The sequence below is a fragment of the Pantoea graminicola genome (assembly GCF_048452665.1).
Taxonomy (GTDB): Bacteria; Pseudomonadota; Gammaproteobacteria; order Enterobacterales; family Enterobacteriaceae; genus Pantoea.
In genome coordinates, this window is the sequence record NZ_JBLWSJ010000002.1 from 339,933 (window position 1) to 360,028 (window position 20,096).

16 protein-coding genes, 1 tRNA gene and 1 pseudogene are annotated in these 20,096 nt (G+C 57.0%); 14 read left to right on the forward strand and 4 right to left on the reverse strand.

What is annotated here, in order from left to right; genetic code table 11:
* The first annotated feature begins 37 nt into the window (after nt 1-37).
* The 8 genes from ACNY69_RS05635 (at nt 38) to yejF (ending at nt 10,190) form a co-directional block, all read left to right on the forward strand.
* Nucleotides 38-1,006 carry a CobW family GTP-binding protein gene (locus ACNY69_RS05635; RefSeq protein ID WP_293771907.1) on the forward strand — a complete coding sequence of 323 codons (969 nt, stop codon included), beginning with the start codon at nt 38-40 and terminating at the stop codon, nt 1,004-1,006.
* A 43-nt stretch (nt 1,007-1,049) separates the two neighbouring features.
* The gene (locus tag ACNY69_RS05640) at nt 1,050-1,757 is read left to right on the forward strand and encodes a phosphatase PAP2 family protein (protein ID WP_293771910.1); all 708 of its coding nucleotides are present in this window, start codon (nt 1,050-1,052) and stop codon (nt 1,755-1,757) included.
* A gap of 512 nt (nt 1,758-2,269) precedes the next feature.
* The gene (mepS, locus tag ACNY69_RS05645) at nt 2,270-2,845 is read left to right on the forward strand and encodes a bifunctional murein DD-endopeptidase/murein LD-carboxypeptidase (protein WP_046102239.1); all 576 of its coding nucleotides are present in this window, start codon (nt 2,270-2,272) and stop codon (nt 2,843-2,845) included.
* Nucleotides 2,846-3,064: 219 nt separating this feature from the next.
* Nucleotides 3,065-4,627 carry a cyclic di-GMP phosphodiesterase gene (locus tag ACNY69_RS05650; RefSeq protein ID WP_418797548.1) on the forward strand — a complete coding sequence of 521 codons (1,563 nt, stop codon included), beginning with the start codon at nt 3,065-3,067 and terminating at the stop codon, nt 4,625-4,627.
* Nucleotides 4,628-4,651: 24 nt separating this feature from the next.
* Nucleotides 4,652-6,460, forward strand: a complete 1,809-nt coding sequence (locus ACNY69_RS05655; protein WP_418797549.1) for an extracellular solute-binding protein — start codon at nt 4,652-4,654, stop codon at nt 6,458-6,460.
* Between the two features lie 11 nt (nt 6,461-6,471).
* Nucleotides 6,472-7,563 (forward strand): microcin C ABC transporter permease YejB, encoded by a 1,092-nt coding sequence (gene yejB, locus ACNY69_RS05660; protein ID WP_111138742.1) that lies wholly within the window; start codon nt 6,472-6,474, stop codon nt 7,561-7,563.
* Nucleotides 7,563-8,585, forward strand: coding sequence for an ABC transporter permease (locus ACNY69_RS05665; protein ID WP_111138741.1), 1,023 nt, complete (start codon nt 7,563-7,565; stop codon nt 8,583-8,585). The genes yejB and ACNY69_RS05665 overlap by 1 nt, the downstream gene beginning before the upstream one ends.
* The gene (gene yejF, locus ACNY69_RS05670; RefSeq protein WP_418797550.1) at nt 8,586-10,190 is read left to right on the forward strand and encodes a microcin C ABC transporter ATP-binding protein YejF; all 1,605 of its coding nucleotides are present in this window, start codon (nt 8,586-8,588) and stop codon (nt 10,188-10,190) included. It abuts the gene before it with no gap.
* On the opposite strand, the gene ACNY69_RS05675 is transcribed toward yejF, so the two are convergent.
* The 3 genes from ACNY69_RS05675 to rsuA all read right to left on the reverse strand — a co-directional run bounded on the left by ACNY69_RS05675 (nt 10,177) and on the right by rsuA (nt 12,729).
* On the reverse strand, nt 10,177-10,497 hold the full coding sequence (locus ACNY69_RS05675; RefSeq protein WP_111138739.1) for a YejG family protein: 321 nt from the start codon (nt 10,495-10,497) through the stop codon (nt 10,177-10,179). The two genes, yejF and ACNY69_RS05675, sit on opposite strands and share 14 nt — an antisense overlap.
* Nucleotides 10,498-10,778: 281 nt before the next feature.
* On the reverse strand, nt 10,779-11,975 hold the full coding sequence (locus ACNY69_RS05680) for a Bcr/CflA family multidrug efflux MFS transporter (protein WP_111138738.1): 1,197 nt from the start codon (nt 11,973-11,975) through the stop codon (nt 10,779-10,781).
* A 34-nt stretch (nt 11,976-12,009) separates the two neighbouring features.
* Nucleotides 12,010-12,729, reverse strand: coding sequence for a 16S rRNA pseudouridine(516) synthase RsuA (rsuA, locus tag ACNY69_RS05685; protein WP_111138737.1), 720 nt, complete (start codon nt 12,727-12,729; stop codon nt 12,010-12,012).
* Nucleotides 12,730-12,884: 155 nt separating this feature from the next.
* Here rsuA and radD point away from each other — a divergent pair, with 155 nt between their 5' ends.
* Complete coding sequence (gene radD / locus ACNY69_RS05690) at nt 12,885-14,639, forward strand: DNA repair helicase RadD (protein WP_111138736.1); 1,755 nt, start codon at nt 12,885-12,887, stop codon at nt 14,637-14,639.
* Nucleotides 14,640-14,790: 151 nt separating this feature from the next.
* Complete coding sequence (gene rplY / locus ACNY69_RS05695) at nt 14,791-15,075, forward strand: 50S ribosomal protein L25 (protein WP_111138735.1); 285 nt, start codon at nt 14,791-14,793, stop codon at nt 15,073-15,075.
* A gap of 118 nt (nt 15,076-15,193) precedes the next feature.
* On the opposite strand, the gene yejK is transcribed toward rplY, so the two are convergent.
* Nucleotides 15,194-16,198 carry a nucleoid-associated protein YejK gene (gene yejK, locus ACNY69_RS05700; protein ID WP_111138734.1) on the reverse strand — a complete coding sequence of 335 codons (1,005 nt, stop codon included), beginning with the start codon at nt 16,196-16,198 and terminating at the stop codon, nt 15,194-15,196.
* 158 nt (nt 16,199-16,356) lie between these two features.
* Between yejK and ACNY69_RS05705 the strand changes: the two genes are divergently transcribed.
* The 4 genes and pseudogenes from ACNY69_RS05705 (at nt 16,357) to ACNY69_RS05720 (ending at nt 19,995) form a co-directional block, all read left to right on the forward strand.
* Nucleotides 16,357-16,584 (forward strand): YejL family protein, encoded by a 228-nt coding sequence (locus tag ACNY69_RS05705; RefSeq protein WP_111138780.1) that lies wholly within the window; start codon nt 16,357-16,359, stop codon nt 16,582-16,584.
* 22 nt (nt 16,585-16,606) lie between these two features.
* Nucleotides 16,607-18,361, forward strand: a complete 1,755-nt coding sequence (gene yejM, locus ACNY69_RS05710) for an LPS biosynthesis-modulating metalloenzyme YejM (protein ID WP_111138733.1) — start codon at nt 16,607-16,609, stop codon at nt 18,359-18,361.
* 73 nt (nt 18,362-18,434) lie between these two features.
* Nucleotides 18,435-18,511 (forward strand) — tRNA-Pro (locus tag ACNY69_RS05715).
* Between the two features lie 218 nt (nt 18,512-18,729).
* Nucleotides 18,730-19,995, forward strand: a pseudogene (locus tag ACNY69_RS05720) (integrase domain-containing protein).
* Nucleotides 19,996-20,096 lie beyond the last annotated feature (101 nt).

The window sequence follows — 20,096 nt, forward strand, 5'->3', positions numbered from 1 at the left end:
TATAACATTATCAGCATTCCAGGCAGGAGCCCGCACCATGACACGCGTTAATCTGATCACCGGTTTTCTGGGCAGCGGAAAAACCACGCTGCTCTGCCATCTTCTGGCCGCCCGGCCGCAGAACGAAAAGTGGGCGGTGCTGGTCAACGAATTTGGCGAGATCGGAATCGATGGTGCGCTGCTGGCCGATCGCGGCGCAACCGTTAAAGAGATCCCCGGCGGCTGCCTGTGCTGCGTGAATGGTCTGCCGCTGCAGGTCGGGCTGAATCTGTTGCTGAAAGATAAGCCCGACCGGCTGCTGATTGAGCCTACCGGCCTCGGTCATCCGCGCCGGGTGCTGGAAATACTGAAGTCCCCGGTCTATCAGACCTGGCTGCAGCTCAATGCCACCCTGACGCTGCTTGATCCCCGTCAGCTCGCCGATCCGCGTATCGCAGCCAATGAAAACTTTCGCGATCAGCTGGCGGCCGCCGATATCATCATCGCCAGCAAGCGCGATAGCTGGGACACGCAGGATCGCCAGCGGCTGACTGAGTGGCTGCAGCAGAGCCAGCCGCCACGTCCCGTGACAGAAACAGAATTTGGCCGCATCCCCCTTCATCTGCTGGATGCGCCCCATCAGCCTCGCGCGCTTCCCCTTCCGCACCATCATCATCCGGCCGTGCCCGCCAGCGGCGTAGCGGCGCTGCGGCTGACGGGTGGCGCGCGCTGGCGCCGGTCGCTGAATCAGGGCCAGGGCTACAGCGCCTGCGGCTGGCTGTTTGATGGCGACACGCTGTTCGACAGCGCCGCCCTGCTGGCGTGGGCGCAGCAGGCGCAGGTTGATCGGATAAAAGGGGTGATGCGCACGGCCGAAGGCACAATGCGTATTAACGGCGAGGCAAAAGCGCTGCACAGTGAAACCTCTGCTGTGTCGCCACCCGATAGCCGTATTGAAGTCATTCATTCTCAGCAGGCTGACTGGAATCGACTACAATCGGCGTTGTTGAAGTGCCGTTTACGCTAGTAAAGGTATTGTCGGCGGTTATTTTTTTGAAATGAGTTTACTTATGCGCGCAACCCGCCTCGTTACCATCCTGCTGCTGAATGCACTGGGTGTAGTACTGTTTCTGTCCTGGTATCTGCCACCACAACATGGTTTCTGGTTCGGCATCGATAAAGCGATCTTTTATGGCTTCAATAACCAGATGGTGACTCATCCCCTGTTTGCCCTGATCGTCGCGATCACCAACTTCCGGGGTTTTGATGTGGTATCACTGCTGGCGATGGGCCTGCTCTATCTGTCGATCTGGCGTCAGGAGACACCGCCCGCTCGGCGCCGGATGCTGGCGATCGGCATCACCATGCTGCTGACGGCCGTTATCCTCAATCAATTGGGCCACCTGCTGCCGGTGAAGCATTCCAGCCCGACGCTGTTCTTTGAGAATGTGCATCGTGTCAGCGAACTCACCGGTATCCCGGCGAAGGATGCGTCGAAAGATAGCTTCCCTGGCGACCACGGTATGATGCTGATTATTTTTGCCTGCTTTATCTGGCGTTATTTTGGTTTCAGCCGTTTTTTAATTGCCGCCGCCATTGTGGTGCTATTTTCGCTGCCGCGCGTTATGGCCGGTGCGCACTGGTTTACTGATATTGCCGTCGGATCGCTGTCGGTGGTATTGGTCGGGCTGAGCTGGTGGTTATTAACGCCAGCCAGCGACGTGCTGGTTAACTGGTTTAATCGCAAATTACCGGGCAAATATAAGCCCGTGATGTAAATGATAAGCGCGGTCGGTTTAATCATCCGCCACTGAACCGTCCGCGCTTATAAGAAACACCCTCTCACTATTAGCCTGCTAATTAATATGACGAAAAGAAAAGGTTATCTTTTCCGCAGACCGGTTAAATAGTCATCATTCCCTGTTAATTCTTCAGAAAACCGCGAAAACGGGGCTATGCCCTGAATTGACGCCCGTTTCACCGCCTGTTCTCACCATCATTCGCTCACAATTGTCGCTAAATTAGTCATTGTGTTACGTTTTGATTCTCATCAAAAAAACCTATGTGAAATTGATTAAAAGCACTCGCCACGGCGTCTGTAATCAGTTAACCTCAGTCGCAGTGAGGCCACAGCGTCAGAAAAGCCAGTTTTTTTTACATTAAAATGTGTCCATTAACACATTTTAGTGATTAAGGATTTGTCTTAGTCTGTTTCGCTTATTAATCTCCCTGCTTTGTCATCTGGCTGGCGACAATTGTGTCGTAAGGAACCCGAAGGAAAACCCGAATAATGGTCAAGTCTCAACCAATACTGAGATATATCTTGCGGATCGTGCCCGCACTGGCGCTGGCAACACTCCTCTCAGCATGTAGCAGTACCCATAGCAGTCAAAACGCGAATAACGAGAATCATGAAGTTAACAACCAGAATGGTTTTTTACTTCAGGCGTCTCAGGATGAGTTTGAAGAAATGGTGCGTAATGTCGACGTTAAGTCGCGCATCATGGAACAATACGCCGTCTGGAAAGGTGTGCGCTATCGCCTTGGTGGCGATACCAAACGCGGGATCGATTGTTCCGCCTTTGTTCAGCGCACCTTCCGCGATCAGTTTGGCTTAGAATTACCGCGCTCCACCTCTGAGCAGCAGGACACCGGCAGAGAGATCACCCGCAGTAAACTGCGTCCTGGCGATCTGGTGATGTTCCGTGCTGGCTCCACCGGCCGCCATGTCGGCATCTATCTGGGCAATGACAACTTCGTTCATGCCTCCACCAGCAGTGGTGTGATGATCTCCAGCCTCAATGATGACTACTGGAAAAAGCGTTACCGTGAAGGACGCCGCGTGTTAAGCCGTAACCCGAGCTGACAATCACCTTCGATCTTCTCTCAGCCAGAGAACAGGAAACGCTGCCTATGCAGCGTTTTTTTTTGCCTGTTCTGAGCGTCAGCGGTGACATAAGATAAAAGCATTGCATTTCAGATTATTAACGAGACATTACGGACGTTCTCGTTATATTCTCGGTCGCTTAAACCGAAGCAGTCGTGCGCAATAACATAATAATAATTTGATCAGGGGAAGCACCTCATGCCACTGTCGGGGGCGCTGCGGCGCCACACCAACTATCCTCGCCGTATCGCATGGAGTAGCGCGATGGCGGGCGGCTTATTTTTTCTGTTGTTTGCCGCACTGACGCTTCATCAGACCTGGCAAAAGCGCGAACGGCAGCATCAGCAGCTGCTGGAAAAAAGCCGTACGGCATTACAGCAGACGCTCTCTTCGCTGCTCAACAGTACCCTCAGCCCCCTGCTTCCGTTCACCCAGACCGCCTGCCATACCATTAATCGTGAACTCACCTCACGCGCCGCCTTCGCCGGAAATCTCCGCGCCATCCTGCTGGTCAATAATGGCAACGCTTTCTGCTCCTCGGCGACCGGCAGCTTCAGTCTGCCGCTCAATGTGATTGCGCCGCAGAGTGATATTTCGCGCGATCTCGATCTGCGGCTGATGCCCGGCACGCCGCTGCAGCCCAATAAACCGGCGCTCGCACTGTGGATTAAAAATCCCGGCAATCTGCAATCCGGCGTCTTCGCCACGCTGAATATTACCCTGGCGCCCTATCAGCTGATGGCGTCAACGCGGCCGGAGATCACCGGTGTGGCGCTGATCGACCCGCGCAGCGCCCTGACCAGCTGGCAGCCCGGTATCATCGAGCGTCAGAATCTGCCAGCGGCGCTGGATCAGCAGGCGCTGACAGGCTACCCGCTCCGGCTGGCGCTCTACGGCTCCACGCTGGCGTTCAGCGATTATCAGGCCATCCTGCTGAGCAGTCTGCTGCTGTCGCTGCTGGTGTCCGGGGCCTGCTGGCTGCTGCTGTCGATCTATCTGCGTCCGGGTAAAGAGCTGATTCAGGGCATGAAACGCGGCGAGTTTCATGTTGAATATCAGCCGCTGGTGACCTCGCGCGATGGGCAGCCCTATGGGATGGAGGCATTACTCCGCTGGACCCATCCGACGAAGGGTGCGATTCCGCCCGATGTGTTTATTCACTATGCTGAGTCGCACGGCCTGATTATCCCCCTGACCCGGCATCTGTTTCAGCTGGTATCCCGCGATGCGCATCTGCTGTGCCATACCATTCCCCGCCACGCCTGTCTCAGTCTCAACATTTCGCCTCTGCATCTGGCTGACAGCAGTTTCCGTCAGGATGTGCTACGCTGGCTGGATACCATGCCTGCGGCTCACTTTAATTATGTGTTTGAGATCACCGAACGCGCGATGGTGCGCGACGACAATGTCGGCGAGCAGTTTGACTGGCTCCATCAGCAGCAGATCCATATCGCGATCGACGATTTCGGCACCGGTCACAGCGCGCTGATCTACCTGGAGCGTTATGCGTTTGATTACCTGAAAATCGATCGCGGCTTTGTTCAGAGTATCGGAACGGAGACGCTGACCTCACCGGTGCTGGATACCGTGCTACAGCTGGCGAAGAAACTGAACCTGAAGAGCGTGGCGGAAGGGGTCGAAACCGGCGAGCAGGCGGCCTGGCTGATCAATCGTGGTGTGACACATCTGCAGGGTTACATCTTCAGCCGTCCGCTGCGGCCGGAAACGCTGATAGACTATTTCCGGCGTTATAACGGCTGATCGCTGACAGGAGAAGAGACCGCTATGCTGCTTCGTTCCGGACTTCTGCTGCTGTGCGCCCTGCTCAGCGGTTCGCTTCAGGCGGTAACCGTCCTGCAAAGCTACGCCTTTACGCAGCTCGGTGAGGCGAAATATCCCCCCGGCTTCCATCATTATGACTATGCCAATCCCGATGCGCCCAAAGGCGGCAGCATCACGCTGGCGGTGGCTGGCACCTACGATAATTTTAACCGCTACGCCTCACGCGGCAATCCGGGCATCAACACCGGCGCGCTTTATGATGGACTCTACACCAGCTCCGACGACGAACCGGGCAGCTATTATCCGCTGATCGCCGAATCTGCACGCTACGCCAGCGATTTCAGCTGGATTGAGGTTCGCCTGAATCCCCGCGCCCGTTTTCAGGATGGCACCCCGATCACCGCCCGCGACGTGGCCTTCACCTTTCAGAAATTTATGACCGAAGGTGTGCCGCCGTTCCGCGTCGCCTACCGTGGGGTGAGCCTGAAAGCCCTGGACGCGCGGACGTTGCGTATTGAGACCACCAGACCGGACAGAGATCTGATGCTGGGATTACTGACGCTGCCGGTGATCGCGGAGGCGTTCTGGCATGATAAAAAGTTTAATGAGCCGTTAAGCGCCCCTCCGCTCTCCAGCGGACCTTATCGCATCACGCGCTGGAAACTGGGCCAGTTTATTGAGTTCAGCCGGGTAAAGGATTACTGGGCCGCCGATCTGCCGGTCAATCGCGGACGTTTTAATTTCGACCGGATGCGCTATGACTACTATCTGGATGACAATGTGGCCTTTGAAGCCTTCAAGGCGGGCGCTTATGACTGGCGTGAAGAGACCTCAGCAAAGAACTGGGCGATCCGCTATCGCGGCGGCAATTTCGCCAGAGGCAGCATCGTCAAAGAGACGACGCCCTTTCGCGCCGCCACCGATACCCGCTGGCTGGCGTTTAACAACGAAAACCCGCTGTTTCAGGATCGCCGCGTTCGTCAGGCCCTCTCACAGATGTTTGATTTTGAATGGATGAACCGGGCCCTCTATTATGGTGCCTGGCAGCGCACCAGCAGCTATTTCCAGAACACGGCATACGCCGCCCGCGGGCTGCCCGACGCAGAACAACAGGCCCTGCTCGCACCGTGGCGCGCCCGGCTCCCGCCTGAGCTGTTCAGCCAGTCCTATCAGCCGCCGGTGAACGATGGCAGCGGCTACGATCGCGCCAGCCTGTTAAAAGCCTATGACCTGCTGCAACAGGCGGGCTGGCAGATAAAAGATCGCCGTCTGGTGAATGCGAAAACCGGTCAGCTTTTTACCGTGGAGCTGCTGCTGCGCAGTGGCAGCAACATCGACTGGGCGCTGCCGCTGCAGCACAATCTTTCCCGGCTCGGCATTGCGCTGAACCTGCGGCAGGTCGACAGCTCACAATATCTGCGTCGCCTGCGCAAAGGGGACTATGACATGATAGCCACCGTCTATGGCGCGATGCCGATTCCGACCTCCAGCCTGGAGATATTGTGGCAGTCTGACTATATCGCCTCGTCGTGGAATACCGCGCGGGTCCGGGATCCGCTGGTCGATCACCTGGTGAAGCAGATTGTCGCGCATCAGGGCGATCCCGTTGCGTTGCGGCCGCTGGCCCAGGCGCTGGACCGCGTGCTGCTGTGGAATGCCTATATGATCCCGATGTGGTACAGCGCCGAGCAGCGGCTGGCGTACTGGAATAAGTTTTCTCATCCCGCCATCAAGCCCGCCTACAGCAGCGGGCTGGACAACTGGTGGTATGACACGCACAAAGCCGGGCGTCTGCCGGCCAGCAAACGCTGAGGAGAGAACCGTTGGCCGCCTATTTTCTGCGCCGGTTACTGCTGATTATTCCCACCCTGTGGGCGATCATCACGCTCAATTTCTTTATCGTCCAGATTGCGCCGGGCGGACCTGTCGATCAGGCGCTGGCGAATATTCAGTTCGGGCAGACCACCGGTATGCCCGGCGGCGCGACGGAAAGCGCCGGTGCACGCGCCAGCGTCTCGCCGCTGAACCCGGCCGGGAATACCTATCGCGGCGCGCGCGGGCTGGACCCGGAAGTCATTGCGGAGATCACAAAACGTTACGGCTTCGATAAGCCGATCTGGCAGCGTTATGGCGAGATGCTGTGGAATTATCTGCGGCTGGATTTTGGCGACAGCCTGTTTCGCAGCGCCTCGGTGATCGGGCTGATCAAAGAGAGCCTGCCGGTTTCGATCAGCCTGGGGCTCTGGAGCACGCTGATCATCTATCTGGTGTCGATTCCGCTCGGGATCCGCAAAGCGGTGCGCAACGGCAGCGCCTTTGATGTCTGGAGCAGCGCCTTTATTATCATCGGCTACTCCATCCCCGCGTTTCTGTTCGGGATCATGCTGATCGTGCTGTTTGCCGGTGGCAGCTATCTCGACTGGTTTCCGCTGCGCGGGCTCACCTCCGCGCAGTCCGACACCCTGCCCTGGTATGGCAAAGTGCTGGACTATTTCTGGCATATCGCCCTGCCGGTGCTGGCTACCGTGATCGGCGGCTTCGCCACGCTGACCATGCTGACGAAAAACGCCTTTCTGGATGAGATCCGCAAGCTCTATGTGGTCACCGCACGCGCGAAAGGGGTGCCGGAGCGACGTATCCTCTATCACCATGTGTTTCGCAATGCGATGCTGCTGGTGATCGCCAGCTTTCCTGCCACCTTTATCAGCATGTTCTTTACCAGTTCGGTGCTGATCGAGGTGATGTTCTCCCTTAATGGCCTGGGGCTGCTGGGCTACGACGCTACCCTGCAGCGCGACTATCCGGTGATGTTTGGCACACTCTATATTTTTACGCTGATAGGTCTGCTGATGAATATCCTCAGCGATCTGACCTATATGCTGGTCGATCCCCGCATTGATTTTGGACGCCGCTGATGCCGCTCTCTCCTCTTAACCAGCAGCGCTGGCAGCGCTTTCGCCATCACCGGCGCGGCTACTGTTCGCTGTGGATCTTTCTGATCCTCTTCCTGCTGTCGCTGGGCGCCGACCTGATCGCCAATGAGAAGCCGCTGCTGGTGCACTATCAGCAGCGCTGGATGGTCCCGCTGCTGTCTGACTACAGCGAGGCCGACTATGGCGGCGTGCTGGCGACCACGGCGGATTATCAGGATCCCTGGCTGCGGCAGCGCATCAGCCAGAACGGCTGGGCACTATGGGCACCGATCCGCTTCAGCGACAGCACCATCAATTTTGCCACCCGGGTTCCCTTCCCCTCGCCGCCGTCGGCGCAGAACTGGCTGGGCACGGATGCGAATGGCGGCGACGTCCTGGCACGACTGCTCTACGGCACCCGCATCTCCCTGCTGTTCGGCATACTGCTGACGCTTATCTCCAGCGTCATCGGGATCGTAATCGGTGCGCTGCAGGGCTATTTCGGCGGGCGGATAGACCTGATCGGGCAGCGGCTGATTGAGGTCTGGTCCGGGATGCCTGCGCTGTTCCTGCTGATTCTGCTCTCCAGCGTGATCCAGCCGGGCTTCTGGTGGCTGCTGCTGGTCACCGTCGCGTTTGGCTGGATGAGTCTGGTGAGCGTGGTGCGGGCGGAGTTTCTGCGAACCCGCAACTTTGACTATATCCGTGCGGCGCAGGCGCTGGGCGTCAGCGATGGCCGGATTATGCTGCGTCATATGCTGCCTAACGCGATGGTCGCCACCCTGACCTTTCTGCCCTTTATCCTGTGCGGTTCGATTACCACCCTGACCTCGCTCGATTTTCTGGGTTTTGGTCTGCCGCTCGGCTCGCCCTCGCTGGGTGAGCTGCTGCTGCAGGGCAAGAATAATCTGCAGGCCCCCTGGCTGGGCCTGGCGGGCTTTTTTACTCTGGCGATCCTGCTGTCGCTGCTGATTTTTATTGGCGAAGCGGTGCGCGACGCCTTTGATCCGGGCAAAGGAGCCTAGATGACAACGCCCTTGCTTGCCATTAACCACCTCTCTGTCGCCTTTCGTCAGGGTGAGACGCTTCGCCAGGTGGTGGATGATCTCTCCCTGCATATTGCGGCAGGTGAAACGCTGGCGCTGGTCGGTGAGTCGGGCTCCGGCAAGAGCGTGACGGCGCTCTCCGTGATGCGGCTGCTGCATGAATCGACGGTGGCTTATCCCGGCGGCGAGATCCTGTTTAACGGTGAGGATCTGCTGCGGGCGCCGGAGCCGCGGCTGCGCGCCCTTCGTGGCAACCAGATCGCGATGATTTTTCAGGAACCGATGGTGTCGCTCAATCCGCTGCACACCGTAGAGAAGCAGCTTTATGAAGTGCTGTCGCTGCATCGCGGGCTGCGGCGCGCGGCCGCGCGGATGGAGATCCTCAGCGTGCTTGATCGGGTCGGTATCCGCCAGCCCGCCGCTCGGCTCAATGATTTTCCCCACCAGCTGTCGGGGGGAGAACGTCAGCGGGTGATGATCGCAATGGCGCTGCTGACAGAGCCTCAGCTGCTGATTGCCGATGAGCCGACCACCGCGCTGGATGTGACGGTACAGGCGCAGATCCTGACGCTGCTGCGCGACCTGCAGCGTGAGAGCAACATGGCGATGCTCTTTATCACTCACAACCTGCACATCGTGCGCCAGCTGGCGGATAACATCAGCGTCATGCGTAACGGGCGCATCGTGGAGCAGAACCGCAGCCCGATCCTGCTGAGTCAGCCGCAGCATCCCTACAGTCAGCAGCTGCTGGCCGCCGAGCCGGAAGGACGGGCGCTGCCGCTGCCCGCAGATGCGCCGGTCATTCTGCAGGTCGATCGGCTTGCGGTCACTTTTCCACGGCGGCGCAGCCTGTTCCGTCGGCAGGACGATGAGAAAACGGTGCTGAGCGGTCTGAGTTTCCGCCTGCGCCGGGGCGAAAGTCTCGGGCTGGTGGGCGAGTCGGGATCGGGGAAAAGCACGACTGGCCTGGCGCTGCTGCGGCTGATTGCCTCACGCGGTGATGTCTGGTTTGCGGGGCAGCCCCTGCATCAGCTGTCGCGCCGGGCGTTGTTGCCGCTGCGGCAGCGCATCCAGGTGGTCTTTCAGGACCCGAACTCTTCGCTTAATCCACGCATGACGGTTCAGCAGATTATCGCTGAAGGGCTGGCGGTGCATCAGCCCGCGCTCGATCGGGAGCAGCAGCAGCAGCGGGTGATGGCGGTAATGGCAGAGGTGGGCCTGGATGCTGATAGTCGTCATCGCTATCCGGCTGAATTTTCCGGCGGGCAGCGGCAGCGTATCGCTATCGCGCGGGCGCTGATTCTGGAACCGGAGTTACTGATCCTGGATGAACCGACCTCGTCGCTGGACCGCACGGTGCAGAAGCAGATCCTGACGCTGTTACGCCGTTTACAGCAGCAGCGCCAGCTCAGTTATCTCTTTATCAGTCACGATCTCGATGTGGTGCGCGCCCTGTGTCACCAGCTCATTGTGCTGCGTCAGGGGGAAGTGGTGGAACAGGGCGAATGCGAAAAGTTGTTTACGTCACCTGCGACGGCGTATACCCGGGCGCTGCTGCAGGCCTCGCCAGCTAGCCTGCGATAAAGGTTTCGGCGATCGCCACGCCCTGATTTTTCAGGCAGCAGTTGGTCGCGCTTTCGTCACGACGGCGAATGAACAGGCAGGGCTGTCCTTCACACTCGGCCACTTTACAGTCAACCTGAATGCCAGCCAGCACCTCTTTCAGCTGCTGCAGGATCTCCCATGCCGGTATGCCGTCATGGCTGATCAGCCGCAGCGCCACAAACTCCTGATCATCCAGCACAGCGTCATCGGATTCGATGGTACTGTGGTGATCGCTGGCCCAGCGAAAACGCTGCGGCAGGCGATGCACGATTGAAAGTTGCAGCATAATTTACTCTCCCCGGATGAGTGTATGTCGCAACGCACAGACACCGACGCGAAAACGGCCGGTGGTGGCGGAATCCGGCAGGATCTCTTCGCCGTGCGAACTGCAGAAGCGCATTTTTGCGACTCATGTCGCACTTCAGGCTATATTTACCGCGTTCACACGCTGTTAACAATCATTTTAGACGCAATATGGTTACTTTTTTAACTAAAAATCTTCACATTAAATAAACATAGTGCTGGCGCGCCGCCCGCCGGAGATGGCGGGCAGCAAAATGCGCCGAATCAGCGGGAGGATGCGCGGGGCCGGGAAGCGTAGAAGAAGAGCAGCAGCGAGAGAGAGGCACAGAGCGCGATGGTGCCGACCATCGGCCAGGCACTGTTGAAACTCAGCAGGGAGAGCAGTGCACCGACAAACGCACCGACGCCAAACCGCAGCGTGCCCGCCAGCGACGACGCGGTGCCGGCCATATGCGGAAACTCATCCAGGATCACCGCCATTGCGTTGGAGGAGACCATCGACACGCAGCCGATAAACATCGCGATGCCCATCACCAGCGGCAGAAAGCCCAGGTCAAAGGCGCTGACCAGCAACAGCCAGATCCCCATGCAGAACTGAATCAGCAGCCCCAGCCGGAACATCGCTACCGGACCAAAGCGGCGCACCGCGCGGCTGTTAATCAGCGTCAGCACAAACAGAAACACCACGTTAAGACCAAAGTAGTAACCGAAGTTTTGCGGTGAGACGTGATTCAGTTCGATGTACACAAACGGCCCGGCATTGAGGAAGGTAAACAGCCCGGCAAAGGAGAAGCCGCTCGACAGCATGTAACTGAAGGCGCGCTTGTGACGAAACAGCGTGACGAAATTGCCCAGCGTGGTGCGCAGATGAAAGCGCTGCCGCTGCTCGGGCTTCAGGGTTTCACGGATCTGGGTGGTCACCAGCACGGTGGTCACTAACGCGGCCCCGGCCAGCGCCCAGAAAATGGCGTGCCAGCTCCAGAGCACCAGCAGCCAGCCGCCGATAATCGGGGCCAGCAGCGGCGCAATGGTGGTAATCAGCATCACAAAGGACATCATGCGCGAGAAGTCCTCTTTCGAGTAACTGTCCCGCATCAGCGCATTGATCACCACGCTGGCGGCGGCGGCCGACAGGCCATGCAGAAAGCGCATCAGGATGAGCTGGTCGATCGATTGCGACAGCGCACAGGCTGCGGCGGCACAGGCAAAGATCAGCGTACCGAGCGCGATCACGGGCTTGCGGCCATAGCTGTCGGCCAGCGGCCCGTAGATGAGCTGACCGATCGCGAAGCCCAGGATATAGAGGTTGAGCGACATCTGCACGCTGCCGGCGGAGACGCCAAACTCACGGGCAATCTGCGGCATGGCCGGCAGATACATGTCGATCGATAACGGCATCAGCATGGCTAACAGCCCCAGGATAACGACCAATCCCGTTGGCGAATTTTTTTCCTTACGCACGCCCTCTCCTCTCCTTATCATCCTGACGCAGGCCCTATTTTGCCTGCAGCTCTTTTGGCAGACCAATGCTGGCAATCTCATCTTCGGTCAGCGGACGGTATTCACCCGGTTCCAGATCCTCATCCAGCACAATCTCACCGATGCGCTCGCGATGCAGTTCCACGACCCGGTTGCCCACGGCCGCAAACATCCGTTTCACCTGATGGTAGCGCCCTTCGCTCAGCGTCAGCCGCACGTCTGTCGGCGTAATCACCTCCAGCCGGGCCGGTTTGGTCAGGCTCTTCTCGTTGTGCAGCTGCACACCCGCCATAAACTGTGCGGCGGTATCGTCCGCGACCGGCGACTCCAGCGTGACGCGATAGGTCTTCTCGCAGTGGTGGCGTGGCGAGGTAATGCGGTGTGACCACTGGCCATCGTCGGTCAGCAGCACCAGCCCGGTGGTATCGATATCGAGGCGCCCTGCTGCATGCAGCTTAAAGGCCATCGGCTCTTCGATGAAATAGAGGATGGTGGGATGATCGGGATCGTCGGTAGAGCAGACATAGCCCTGCGGCTTGTTCAGCATAAAGTAGCGTGGGCCGGTCAGCATCTGCAGGAGGTTACCGTCATACATCACTTCGTGATCGGGCAGCAGTTTAAACGCGGTATCGCGCACCACTTCACCGTTCACGGTGACACGCTGACCACGGATCTCGCGATGGGCGATGGCGCGGCTGATTTCCAGTTGCTGAGAGATGAATTTGTCGAGTCGCATGAATTCGTTTTGCCTGTTACTGCGGAGGGAATCTGAAACGGCCTGGTTAACCGTTGAAAATGTGCGGGAAGTATAACGTGATCCACGCCAGCCTGACAGCGCGTTTACCGCCCTTTCGTGGCATAATTGCCACCAGTTTTGCAAAAGTGAGCAACATGTCCTTTACCTTACGCCCCTATCAACAGGATGCGGTGAATGCCACCGTGTCGCATTTCCGTCGTCATCACCAGCCTGCGGTGATTGTGCTGCCGACCGGTGCCGGAAAGAGTCTGGTCATCGCTGAACTGGCCCGGCTGGCGCGTGGCCGGGTGCTGGTGCTCGCGCACGTCAAAGAGCTGGTGGCGCAGAACCACAGCAAATATCAGGCTTATGGTCTGGAAGCGGATATCTTTGCGGCGGGCCTTCAGCGCAAAGAGAGCCAGCGCAAGGTGGTGTTCGGCAGCGTACAGTCCGTCGCGCGCAACCTCGACCAGTTCGACAGCGCCTTCTCGCTGGTGATCGTGGATGAGTGTCACCGCATTGGCGATGACAAAGAGAGTCAGTATCAGCAGATCTTTAATCATCTGCGGCAACACAATCCGCAACTGCGTCTGCTGGGCCTGACCGCCACACCGTTCCGGCTGGGCAAAGGCTGGATCTATCAGTTCCACTATCACGGCATGGTGCGCGGCGACGAAAAATCGCTGTTCCGCGACTGTATCTATGAACTGCCGCTGCGCTACATGATCAAACATCAGTTTCTGGTGCCCCCGGAGCGGCTGGATATGCCGGTGGTACAGTATGACTTCAGCCGGCTGACGGCGCAGGCCAGTGGCCTGTTCAGCGAGGCCGATCTCAATCGTGAACTGAAACAGCAGCAGCGCGTTACGCCGCATATCATCCGTCAGATTGTGGAGTTTGCGGAGGAGCGGCTCGGGGTGATGATTTTCGCCTCCACGGTGGATCATGCGCATGAAATCCTGCGGCTGCTGCCCGACAACAGCGCGCTGATCTCCGCCGAAACGCCCGCCCGTGAGCGCGACGCCCTGATTCTGGCCTTTAAGGCGCAGGAGTTGAAATACCTGGTGAACGTCGCGGTGCTGACCACCGGCTTTGATGCGCCGCACGTTGACCTGATCGCCATCCTGCGCCCCACCGAGTCGGTCAGCCTCTATCAGCAGATCGTCGGACGCGGCCTGCGGCTTTCGCCAGGTAAAACCAGCTGTCTGATCCTCGATTATGCCGGTAATCCGCACGATCTCTTCACGCCGGAAGTCGGCGCGCCCAAAGGGGCAAGCGATAACCAGCCGGTACAGGTCTTCTGCCCGGCCTGCGGTTTCGCCAACACCTTCTGGGGCAAAGCGACAGAAGATGGCATGGTGATCGAGCATTTTGGCCGCCGCTGCCAGGGCGTGCTGGAAGATGATGAGGGCGAACGTGAGCAGTGTGACTTCCGCTTCCGCTTTAAGAGCTGCCCGGACTGTGGCGCAGAGAACGATATTGCCGCCCGCCGCTGCCACCAGTGCGACAAAATTCTGGTCGACCCGGACGATATGCTTAAAGCGGCGCTGAAACTCAAAGATGCGCTGGTGCTGCGCTGTGGCGGCATGACGCTGGAACAGGGGGCGGATGCCAAAGGCGAATGGCTGAAGGCGACCTATTTTGACGAGGACGGCACCAGCGTCAGCGAACGATTTCGCCTGCAGACGCCAGCCCAGCGCAAAGCCTTCGAGCAGCTGTTTATGCGTCCGCACCAGCGCGCGCCCGGCGTGCCGCTGGGCTGGCAGACCGCCGCTGACGTCGTGGCGCTGCAGCCGCTGTTACGCCATCCCGACTTTGTGGTGGCGCGCGCCAAAGGCCAGTACTGGCAGATCCGCGAGAAGATGTTCGACTATCAGGGGCGCTATCGCCGGGCCAATGAGCTGCGCTGACCGCCCGGCCCCGAGCGGATGGGTATATCGTTTGCTACCGCCTGGCATTACGGCTATAATGCCGCCCGCTTTTGCATGTGCATCAGCAGTGTTGAATAACCTGCCTGTTACTGGGTCGCCTGTAGCAGGAAATATATAAAGAGACGTATTAATGTTCACTATCAATGCAGTAGAACGTAAAGAGCAGGGTAAGGGTGCGAGCCGCCGCCTGCGTACAGCTAACCGTTTCCCGGCTATCGTTTACGGTGGTTCTGAAGCGGCTGTTGCCATCGACCTGGATCACGACTCCGTAATGAACATGCAGGCTAAGCCTGGTTTCTACGAAGAAGTGCTGACTCTGGTTGTTGACGGTAAAGAAACCAAAGTGAAAGTTCAGGCTGTTCAGCGTCACCCGTTCAAGCCAAAACTGTTCCATATCGACTTCGTTCGCGCTTAATCGCTGACAGAGTTGAAAAGCAGAAGGGCCGGTTGCGAAACCGGCCCTTTTGTTTTGTCCCCTCCCGGTGAAACTTATCGCCGGGAGGGGTAAAAAAGCCGGGCTGAGCCCGGCTTTTTTATTTGCCGCTGGTCCGGCGCTGCAGCTGGTCGCGCAGATTCGGTGGCGTTCCCTTGATCGTCAGAGTGTCCGTTGCCGGATCCCAGAAAATACGTTCGCCCAGTAACATCGCATCAAAGTTCAGGGTCAGTCCCCCGCCGCTGCCGGCGAATTTGGTCAGCTGACGCAGCGTCGAGCGGTCAGCCGGGAAACTCTCTTCCAGCTCATAGCCCTGCTCCTGGGTAAACGCCTGGAAGCTTTTTTCGCCCAGCGGAGGCAGCTCGCTCGACAGATCTTCCAGCGCAATCTCCTCGCCCGCCTGCAACTGCTCGTTACAGTAGCTGTAGACCTGCTGGCGATAGTTCTGCCGCTCCTGCTTATCCAGCGCCGACTCGTTGCAGTAGTCATCCACCGCCTGCAGCAGCCCACGGTTCTGCGCCTTGGTGTCCAGCCCGACTTCGGCACCAAGGAAGTCCATAAAGAAGTCCGCCACTTTCCGGCCGACGCGGCCGCGCAGGAAGGTCAGGTAACGGCTCGACTCAGGATTGGTCTCCCACTCGGTTAAATCGATGCGCGCGACGATATCGGCATGATTGATGTCGAGATAGTGAGTGCTGCTGATATCCAGCTGCTCATTCACCCGCATACTGGACTGGCTGTTCAGTACCGCAATCAGCAGATACTCCACGGCCAGATAGCGATAGTGGATAAACAGCACCACGCCGCCTTCGGCGAAGGGATATTTTGACAGTTCGTCGCGCAGGCGGCCCGTCGCGGCACGGCTAAAAGCAAGAAAATCGTCGTTGCCCTTACGGCAATCGCGCAGGGCTTCTGCCAGTTCACTTTCCGCATTAAACAGGCCGTAGGCTTTGCTCTTTGCGCTGTAAACCCGGTGTAACTCCTCCACCATCGCGTTGACGGTTTGGGTCGCAGGCAGCAGCGAATCGCGCAGCGCCACGTCCAGCTGGTTTTCATCGCGTCTGATTAACTGATGCAGGGCAATCTGGTCGATATCCAGACTCATGGTAGACTCTCCTTTTAGCACAGGCGCGTATTCAAACACCGCCAGCATCGGCTTTCAACTCCATGCGTAAAGTGAACGCGCTGCTTTCGATAAAATTGCGGTAAAAAGTGCGTTGTTCCGGTAATATATCGCCTTTTGAAATGAGCTTAGACGACGATATGGCACAATCATCCCGTTACAGTGACGAACGCGTGGAACAACTCCTCGCGGATCTGGCCCAAATCCTGCACAAGGATAAAGCCCCCACCGACCTCTCCCTGATGGTGCTGGGAAACATGGTGACTAACTTAATTAACAGCGATGTCGCGCCGGCGCAGCGTCGCTCACTGGCCCGCTCTTTCGCCGATGCCCTGCAGGCATCCGTGCGTGACGACAACGCCCATTAATTAGCTGATTTGATTTTATAATATGGTAACCAACCGGCAGCGCTACCGCGAAAAAGTCTCTCAGATGATTAGCTGGGGGCACTGGTTTGCTCTGTTTAATATCCTATTCGCGCTGATTTTAGGCAGTCGCTACCTGTTGGTCGCCGACTGGCCTTCTTCTCTGGCGGGGCGTATCTACGCCTATACCAGCTGGGTAGGCCACTTCAGTTTTATCGTTTTCGCCACTTACCTGCTGATTATTTTCCCGCTGACCTTTGTGGTGATGTCGCAACGGCTGATGCGGGTGTTATCGGCCGTCGTCGCCACCGCCGGGCTGACGCTGGTGATGGTCGACAGCGCGGTCTTCAGCCGCTTCCACCTGCATCTTAATCCGGTGGTGTGGGAGCTGGTCATCAACCCCGATCAGAGCGAGATGGCGCGTGACTGGCAGCTGATGTTTATCAGCGTGCCGCTGATATTCCTGGTCGAGATGCTGTTTGCGACCTGGAGCTGGCAGAAACTGCGCAGCCTGAACCGCCGTTCGTTTGGCAAGCCTCTGGCTGGCCTGTTTATCAGCGCCTTCTTTGCCAGCCACCTGATGTATATCTGGGCCGATGCGAACTTCTATCGCCCGATTACGATGCAGCGCGCCAACCTGCCGCTCTCCTACCCGATGACCGCCCGTCGCTTCCTGGAGCGTCATGGTCTGCTGGATGCGCAGGAGTATCAGCGCCGGCTGGTACAACAGGGCGACCCGGAAGCACTGGCGGTGGAGTATCCGCTCAGTGATATTACGTTCCGCGATGGCGGCACACGCAACAACCTGCTGGTGCTGACGGTCGATGGCCTGAACAACGCTACGCTGCCTAAGGCGCTGCCGGCACTTAATCAGTTCGCCAGCGAGAACGTGCGCTTCACGCAGCACTACAGCGCCGGAGATACCCCGGAGAAAGGGCTGTTTGGCCTGTTCTACGGCATCTCCTCCAGCTATATGAACGGTATTCTGGCCTCGCGGACGCCGTCCGCCCTTCTCGGCGCGCTGAGCACCCAGGGTTATCAGTTTGGCCTCTTCTCGTCGGAAGGCTTTAATCCGCCGCTCTACCGACAGGCGCTGCTGACCGACTATTCGCTGCCTGCCACCAACAGCCAGCCTAACGCCAGTACCGTAGCGCAATGGCAGAACTGGCTGGACAGGCAGAAAGGCTCGCAGGCACCGTGGTTCTCATGGATTGCCCTGAACGGCCCTGACGTAACCGGTGAGAGTGCGAAGGCGCGTCAGCGCAGCTATCTGCGTCAGGCACCTGCGGTGGACGATCAGATTCGCGCCGTGCTTAACGAACTGCAGGCGCGTGATTTGCTGAAGAACACCGTGGTGGTGATCACCGCACAGCGCGGTCTGGCGCTGGATGGCAATCCTGACAGCGCCGGTAATCGCCAGACGCTGCAGGTGCCGCTCGTGATCCACTGGCCCGACACGCCTGCGCAGACTGTCGATCGGCTCTCCGATCATCAGGATGTGATGACCACGCTGATGCAGCGACTGCTGCATGTGCGGACCAATCCGGTGAACTACTCGCAGGGTGAGGATCTGTTCGCGGCACGTCGTCGCCACGACTGGGTTGCCAGCAGCGAAGAGAATAAGCTGGTGATAACCACGCCGCAGGTGACGCTGGTGCTCAACAACAACGGCAGCTATCGCGCGTATGATGCACAGGGCAATGCGCTGAAAGATCACAAGCCGGAACTGACACTGTTGTTGCAGGTGTTAACGGAAGAGAAGCGATTTATCGCTAACTGATTAATTATCAGGCAAATAGTCAACAGGTATCTTGCATTCATGACGATAACCAGTAGACTAATCCTCCAGTGTTCGGCACGTAGCGCAGCCTGGTAGCGCACGGTCATGGGGTGTCCGGGGTCGGAGGTTCAAATCCTCTCGTGCCGACCATAAACCTCTTCAAAGTTTTGTCCAGCTAAGTCCAGACAAGACTATAAATATTGAAAGTACAGTGGGTTAACATGATCCGCTGTACTTTTTATTGTCTAGTGACGTCCATAGTCTTACATTGAAATCCACGATTGATAGGCCTATCTCTAGGCTTAGTCATACATTGACTTGAAAAGCGATATGCCTATCACTGCTAAGGACTGAAATGGAGAGCTACTGTGGCAAGACAGACTAAACCTCTTACAAATACTGAAATCAAAAACGCCAAGTGTTCAGAACGTGCCATCGTCCTCTATGACGGAGACGGACTAGAAATTCAGATCAATCCAGCCGGTTCAAAACTCTGGCGCTTCCGTTACTACAGACCTTTTACAAGCAAACGCACTATCCTCAGCTTCGGTTCCTACCCAGAAATCTCTCTCTTAGAAGCTCGCCAGTTCCGTACAGACTTCCGAAAACTTCTGCAGCAGGACATTGATCCGCAAGAGCACAGGAAGGCGCAAAGACTTCAACAAAGAGAAGCAACAGAAAACACATTCGAAAAGGTTGCTGCATTATGGTTCAAGACTAAAGAAGCTGCCGGACTAACCCAGCACACGCTAAACGACATCTGGCGCTCTCTAAGTAAGTATGTGTTTCCACACATTGGCTCATTGCCTATCGCAAAAATCACCGCTCAGCAATTCATTGGGGCGCTTGAACCAACTCACTCAGCCGGAAGGCTGGAAACAGTTAAACGTCTTACGCAGCGTATCAATGAAGTCATGGACTACGCCCTCAATTCAGGATTAGTGACTTTCAATCCTGCTGCGAGAATCAGTAGAACCTTCCATAAGCCGACAGTAAAGCACCGCCCTGCCCTTGCACCCGAACAACTCCCCCTACTTATGAAGGCTCTCGCATTTGCGAGTATTGGCAGACAGACGCGTTGCCTGATTGAATAGCAGCTTCTTACTATGACGCGGCCAGCCGAAGCAGCAATGACCCGGTGGGACGAGATCAATTTTGAGACAAAGGAATGGCGCATTCCTGCCGGGCGCATGAAAATGAAACGTATGCATATTGTTCCGTTGTCTGACCAGGCACTTGCCGTATTAGAAATCATGAAGGCTATCAGTAAACATAGACCACACGTTTTTCCGGGCTACCGTAATCCACTGGAACCAATGAACAGTCAGACGGCAAACATGGCGCTAAAACGTATGGGCTTCAAAGATATCCTTGTTGCGCATGGTATGAGATCCATAGCCTCAACTGTTCTCAATGAGAAAGGGTTTCAGCCTGACGTGATTGAAGCAGCACTGGCACACATTGATACTAATGAGGTCAGAAGAGCTTACAACCGTTCTCAATATCTAGAGCAACGAAGAGATATGATGGCGTGGTGGGGAAGGCATGTTGAACTTTCAGCAAGTTGCAACTACAGCTTTTCATCAGGATTGGAAAATGATTCATTAAATCATTACCATGATTTAAAAGTATAATAATTATTTGCATTTAACATTGTACTCTACTACAAGAATAGCAACTCAACTTTATGATCCAAAGATCATGACTAAGCCTAATAATTATATAAGGAAATAGC